The organism is Allorhizocola rhizosphaerae (assembly GCF_003426775.1).
Classification (GTDB): domain Bacteria; phylum Actinomycetota; class Actinomycetes; order Mycobacteriales; family Micromonosporaceae; genus Allorhizocola; species Allorhizocola rhizosphaerae.
In genome coordinates this window covers 1-4,178 of record NZ_QJUG01000390.1, presented here as the reverse complement: position 1 = coordinate 4,178, position 4,178 = coordinate 1, and the positions used below count along the sequence as shown (strand labels likewise).

Annotated in this window: 6 protein-coding genes and 4 tRNA genes; 7 read left to right on the top strand and 3 right to left on the bottom strand. The window is 66.3% G+C overall.

What is annotated here, in order from left to right:
• Window positions 1-257: 257 nt before the first annotated feature.
• Window positions 258-470, bottom strand: a complete 213-nt coding sequence (locus tag DM816_RS40635) for a hypothetical protein (protein ID WP_117215769.1) — start codon at window positions 468-470, stop codon at window positions 258-260.
• Window positions 467-868, bottom strand: a complete 402-nt coding sequence (locus DM816_RS40630; protein ID WP_117215768.1) for an MmcQ/YjbR family DNA-binding protein — start codon at window positions 866-868, stop codon at window positions 467-469. Before DM816_RS40630 ends, DM816_RS40635 begins: the two co-directional genes overlap by 4 nt.
• A gap of 152 nt (window positions 869-1,020) precedes the next feature.
• On the opposite strand from DM816_RS40630, the gene DM816_RS40625 reads away from it, so the two are divergent.
• The 3 genes from DM816_RS40625 to DM816_RS40615 all read left to right on the top strand — a co-directional run bounded on the left by DM816_RS40625 (window position 1,021) and on the right by DM816_RS40615 (window position 2,093).
• The gene (locus DM816_RS40625; RefSeq protein ID WP_117215771.1) at window positions 1,021-1,416 is read left to right on the top strand and encodes a GNAT family N-acetyltransferase; all 396 of its coding nucleotides are present in this window, start codon (window positions 1,021-1,023) and stop codon (window positions 1,414-1,416) included.
• On the top strand, window positions 1,413-1,808 hold the full coding sequence (locus DM816_RS40620; RefSeq protein ID WP_246002712.1) for a PIN domain-containing protein: 396 nt from the start codon (window positions 1,413-1,415) through the stop codon (window positions 1,806-1,808). The genes DM816_RS40625 and DM816_RS40620 overlap by 4 nt, the downstream gene beginning before the upstream one ends.
• A 78-nt stretch (window positions 1,809-1,886) precedes the next feature.
• Window positions 1,887-2,093: a YegP family protein gene (locus tag DM816_RS40615; RefSeq protein WP_117215767.1), complete on the top strand. Its 207-nt coding sequence runs from the start codon at window positions 1,887-1,889 to the stop codon at window positions 2,091-2,093.
• A gap of 26 nt (window positions 2,094-2,119) precedes the next feature.
• Here the strand turns inward: DM816_RS40615 and DM816_RS40610 are convergent.
• Window positions 2,120-2,192: transfer RNA gene (locus tag DM816_RS40610), tRNA-Gly, on the bottom strand.
• Window positions 2,193-2,253: 61 nt separating this feature from the next.
• Here DM816_RS40610 and DM816_RS40605 point away from each other — a divergent pair.
• The 4 genes from DM816_RS40605 (at window position 2,254) to DM816_RS40590 (ending at window position 3,667) form a co-directional block, all read left to right on the top strand.
• A complete protein-coding gene (locus DM816_RS40605; protein ID WP_117215766.1) occupies window positions 2,254-3,324 on the top strand; it encodes a CapA family protein in 1,071 nt (356 codons plus the stop codon).
• 85 nt (window positions 3,325-3,409) lie between these two features.
• Window positions 3,410-3,482, top strand: a tRNA-Gly gene (locus DM816_RS40600).
• Between the two features lie 23 nt (window positions 3,483-3,505).
• Window positions 3,506-3,576 (top strand) — tRNA-Cys (locus tag DM816_RS40595).
• 16 nt (window positions 3,577-3,592) lie between these two features.
• Window positions 3,593-3,667 (top strand) — tRNA-Val (locus tag DM816_RS40590).
• Window positions 3,668-4,178: the final 511 nt, after the last annotated feature.

Below are 4,178 nucleotides of genomic sequence, written 5' to 3'. Positions count from 1 at the left end.
AGAATATTCAGACAGCGGAGCTCCTTGGTAGCGGTTGTCTTGGAGGACAAGCCTTTCTACCGGAGCTCCGTTCTATTCACGTGGATCAACACGCCGCCATTGACATCCAGGCCAAATCCTTATCTACACGGCCTTGGGGCTAGACGGCGATACAGGCCGGGCCCGCGATGCAGGGCTGGCCCGCGATGCAGGGCTGGCCCGCGATGCAGGGCTGGCCCGCGATGCAGGGCTGGCGGGCCGGGCCTGCGGGAGGAAGGTCAGCGACGGCGGCGGGAGAGCATGACGACGAGCAGGACGACGCCCACGACCACGACAAGGCAGCACGCCGCGGCGAAGAAGCCGAAGATCCCGCTGATGCGCGGGCCGCGGCGGAGCGTGTCGGCGACGCCGGTCTCCTCGGCCCAGGCGGCGGCGGGCAGGACGAACGTGGCGAGAAATCCCGTGACGATGGCGGCCCAAATGCGACTCATGGCCCCAGGGTAGATCCGTCAAGCAAGGCCGAGAGTTTTTTGGGGGCAACCGCCCGGTAGGCATCGGTGACGAGCTCCGCGATCTCGTCCCAGTCGACCGGCACGTCGAGGTAGACGCCCAGCCAGCCGCGATGGCCCACGTATGGCGGGCGGAAGTAGCGGGACGGGTCGGACGCGACCAGTGCCTCCTGCGCGCCCGGCTCGGCGGCGCACCAGAACCCGAACCGATCGTCGTGGTGGTGGTCGGCGAGCGTGACGAAGGTCTTCTTGCCTCGGATGAACCAGGTGGGCTCGCCGTGGCTGAGGCGCTCGGAGACCTCGGGCAGCGCAAGGCAAAGCGCCCGCAAGCGGTCGACCCGCTCGGCTGTCGTGGGATTCCTGGAATTCTTGGCGGCCATGGGTGCCATACTGCCTTGCTAGTCTGACAATCGTGGCTGATCTTGAAAGCGGTGGTGCTCGGGCGGCGCAGGGCGATGGTGTGGCGGTCGAGCGTGGCGGCACCCTCGTCATCCGCGAAGCGCGAAGCGAAGACGTCGCCGATATCGTGCGCATGCTCGCCGACGACCCGCTGGGTGCGAGCCGGGAAACCGATCCGGGCTTTTCGGGGTACCAGATGGCGTTTGAAAATATCAGCGCGGACCCGCACCAAAAGCTGGTGGTCGGGGAGCGCGGCGGCGAGGTTGTCGCCTGTTTGCAGTTGACGTTCATCCCCGGGCTGAGCAGGCGCGGCATGACCCGGGCGCTGATCGAGGCGGTGCGGGTGCGCAGCGATCAGCGCGGCGGCGGGATCGGGCGGCAGCTGATCGGCTGGGCGATCGACGAGGCGCGCCGGGCAGGCTGCGGCATGGTGCAGCTGACCACCGACCGCACGCGGGCCGGCGCGCATCGATTTTACGAATCGTTGGGGTTTCAAGGGACTCATGTGGGGATGAAGCTAACGTTGTGAATGCGGAGCGGAAGTCGTTGCCTTTGCTTGTCGTCGATGCGGCCAATGTCGTCGGCTCGGTGCCGGACGGCTGGTGGCGCGATCGGCGGGGCGCGGCGCAGCGGTTGCGTGACCTGCTTGCGCCGCTGGCCGAAGCCGGCCTGGAGAGCGGGCACGAGGGCCTTTCGCCGCCGCTTGAGGTGGTGCTGGTGGTCGAGGGCCAGGCCCGGGGTGTGCCTTCCATCGATGAGGTGCGGGTCCATGCCGCGCGCGCATCCGGCGACGACGCGATAGTCGACGTCGTGCGGGGCAGCGACGCGCCGGTGAAGGTCGTGGTCACGGCCGACCGGCAACTGCGCGAACGGGTGAGCGCGCTCGGCGCGGAGGTGATCGGGCCGCGCGCGATTCGCTGAAAGGCCGATGTTCGCCGGCGGCCGTCGGGCAGACTGTCGGCAGGTGACAAGTGACAGACATTTGACACGGGGGTCGTCATGGCTGGCAAATTCGAGCTTTACACGGACGTGCGCGGGCAATACCGGTTCCGGCTGAAGGCCGCGAACGGGCAGATCGTCGCCGTGGGAGAGTCTTATCCGACCAAGGCTGCTGCGCTGGACGGGGTTGACGCCGTGCGGCGTAACGCTGAGGCTCCGCTGGTGGACCTCACGGAGAAGCACGCGACGCCCACGCCCGCCGCATAGGCGAGAGATCGGGAACCAGATCAGAGAGCGGATGACGAGACTCGAACTCGCGACCCTCACCTTGGCAAGGTGATGCGCTACCAACTGCGCTACATCCGCGTGTGCTCGACTACTTTAACCGGGCCGCCATGGCGGGCGCCACCGGGATACCCTCGGCGCTGTGCGCACTCGTCGACTGGCCGCCGTCGCGCTTGCGTTCGTGCTGGCCGCCTGCGGAAACGATTCGCCGCCGGCCTCGTCGGAGCCTTCGCCCTCAGCGGCTGCGAGCCCTTCGCCACCGTCGTCTTTGCCCTCGCCCTCGCCGTCACCGGAGTTGACGCTGGCGTTCGGTGGTGATGTGCACTTCGAGGAACGGACGCGCAGGCTGCTCGACCGCGACCCGCAGACCGCGTTCGGGCCTTTTGCGAAAGAGCTCAGCGAGGCCGACTTCGCGATGGTCAACCTGGAGTCGGCGATCACCGAGCGGGGCACGCCGGAACCGAAGCGCTTTCTCTTCCGTGCGCCGACGTCGGCCTACACGGCGATTCAAGCGGCGGGTATAGATCTGGTGTCGATCGCGAACAACCATGCGCTCGATTACGGCCAGGTCGGGCTGCTGGACACGCTCACGTCGGCGAAGGCGGCCAACATGGCGATCGTTGGAGCGGGCCGCAACACGGCGGAGGCATACGAGCCATACGTGACCATGGTCAAGGGCGTGCGGGTCGGCGTGGTCGCGCTGTCGCAGGTGTATGAGCTGGCCGAGCGGTGGAAACCGACAGACAGCCGCCCGGGCATAGCGATGGCCTTCGACAAGGATCTCTCCGCATCCGCCGTGCGCAAAGCTCGTACCCTCGCCGATCTCGTGATCGTGTACATGCACTGGGGGACGGAGGGGTCCTATTGCCCCAACAACGACCAGAAGTCCACCGCCAAGCTTCTTGCCGAGGCCGGCGCGGACGTCATCGTCGGCACCCACGCGCACATGCCGCAGGGCGAGGGCTTCATCGGCACCACGTATGTGCACTACGGCCTGGGCAACTTCCTCTGGTACGGCCCCTCCAAAAGCACCGACTCCGGCCTCCTCACACTGACCGTGACCGGCCGAAAGGTGACGAAACACACTTTCATCCCCGCCGCCATTTCCAGTACCGGCCAAGCCGTCCCCGCCGCCGGCTCCACCCTCACCGCCATGCGGCAACGACTCGACCGGGCCAACGCCTGCAGCGGCCTGGCCGCCAACCCGGCATGACACACCCAAATCCCACCCCCGGTTTGCCGCTTTGGGGTCCTCTCGGCTAAAGTTCTCTGCTGTCGGGCGCTCAGGCGGTCGGCGTGCGGATGTAGCGCAGTTGGTAGCGCATCACCTTGCCAAGGTGAGGGTCGCGAGTTCGAGTCTCGTCATCCGCTCGGAGAGCCGCAAGGCGCATCACGGTGGAGTGGCCGAGAGGCGAGGCAACGGCCTGCAAAGCCGTGTACACGGGTTCAAATCCCGTCTCCACCTCGCAAAGCAAGACCCCGGGCGATTGGCGCAGTGGGAGCGCGCTTCCTTGACACGGAAGAGGTCACTGGTTCAAACCCAGTATCGCCCACCAGCTCAGAGGGCATATCCCATCGAAGGATATGCCCTCTCTTTATGCGTGCATGACTAGCTGCGTGACTAAGCCTCCGCTGGGCCCTCCTTGCCTGAGCTGAAAATTCGGTCCATGGCTACCGCCCCAGTGAGCAGCACGGGCCGGAGTTGGTGCCGGTAGACCGCCTCAGTAACCCTCGTGCCGGCCGGAGTCTTCCAGCCGTCCTCAGTGCGCTCGGTTGGCCACAGTGCGGACTTCGACCTGTGGCGCAGCGTCATGCGCGAGTACTCCGAAGAATTCCTGGGCAACGCAGAACATGACGGCGACGGCCCCGGCGCCGACTACGATGCCGAACCGCTCAAGTCCCTTGACGAAGCGCGGAATGCGGGTGACTGGATCCCCATGATCAGGTCCATGGTTTGTGAGAGTCCGATGCCCCAGAATGGGGCAGGGAGGACTGATCACGAATGGGAACACGACGTCGGCACACGCCTGAGCAGGTCATCCGTAAGCTGCGGGAGGGCGAGAAGCT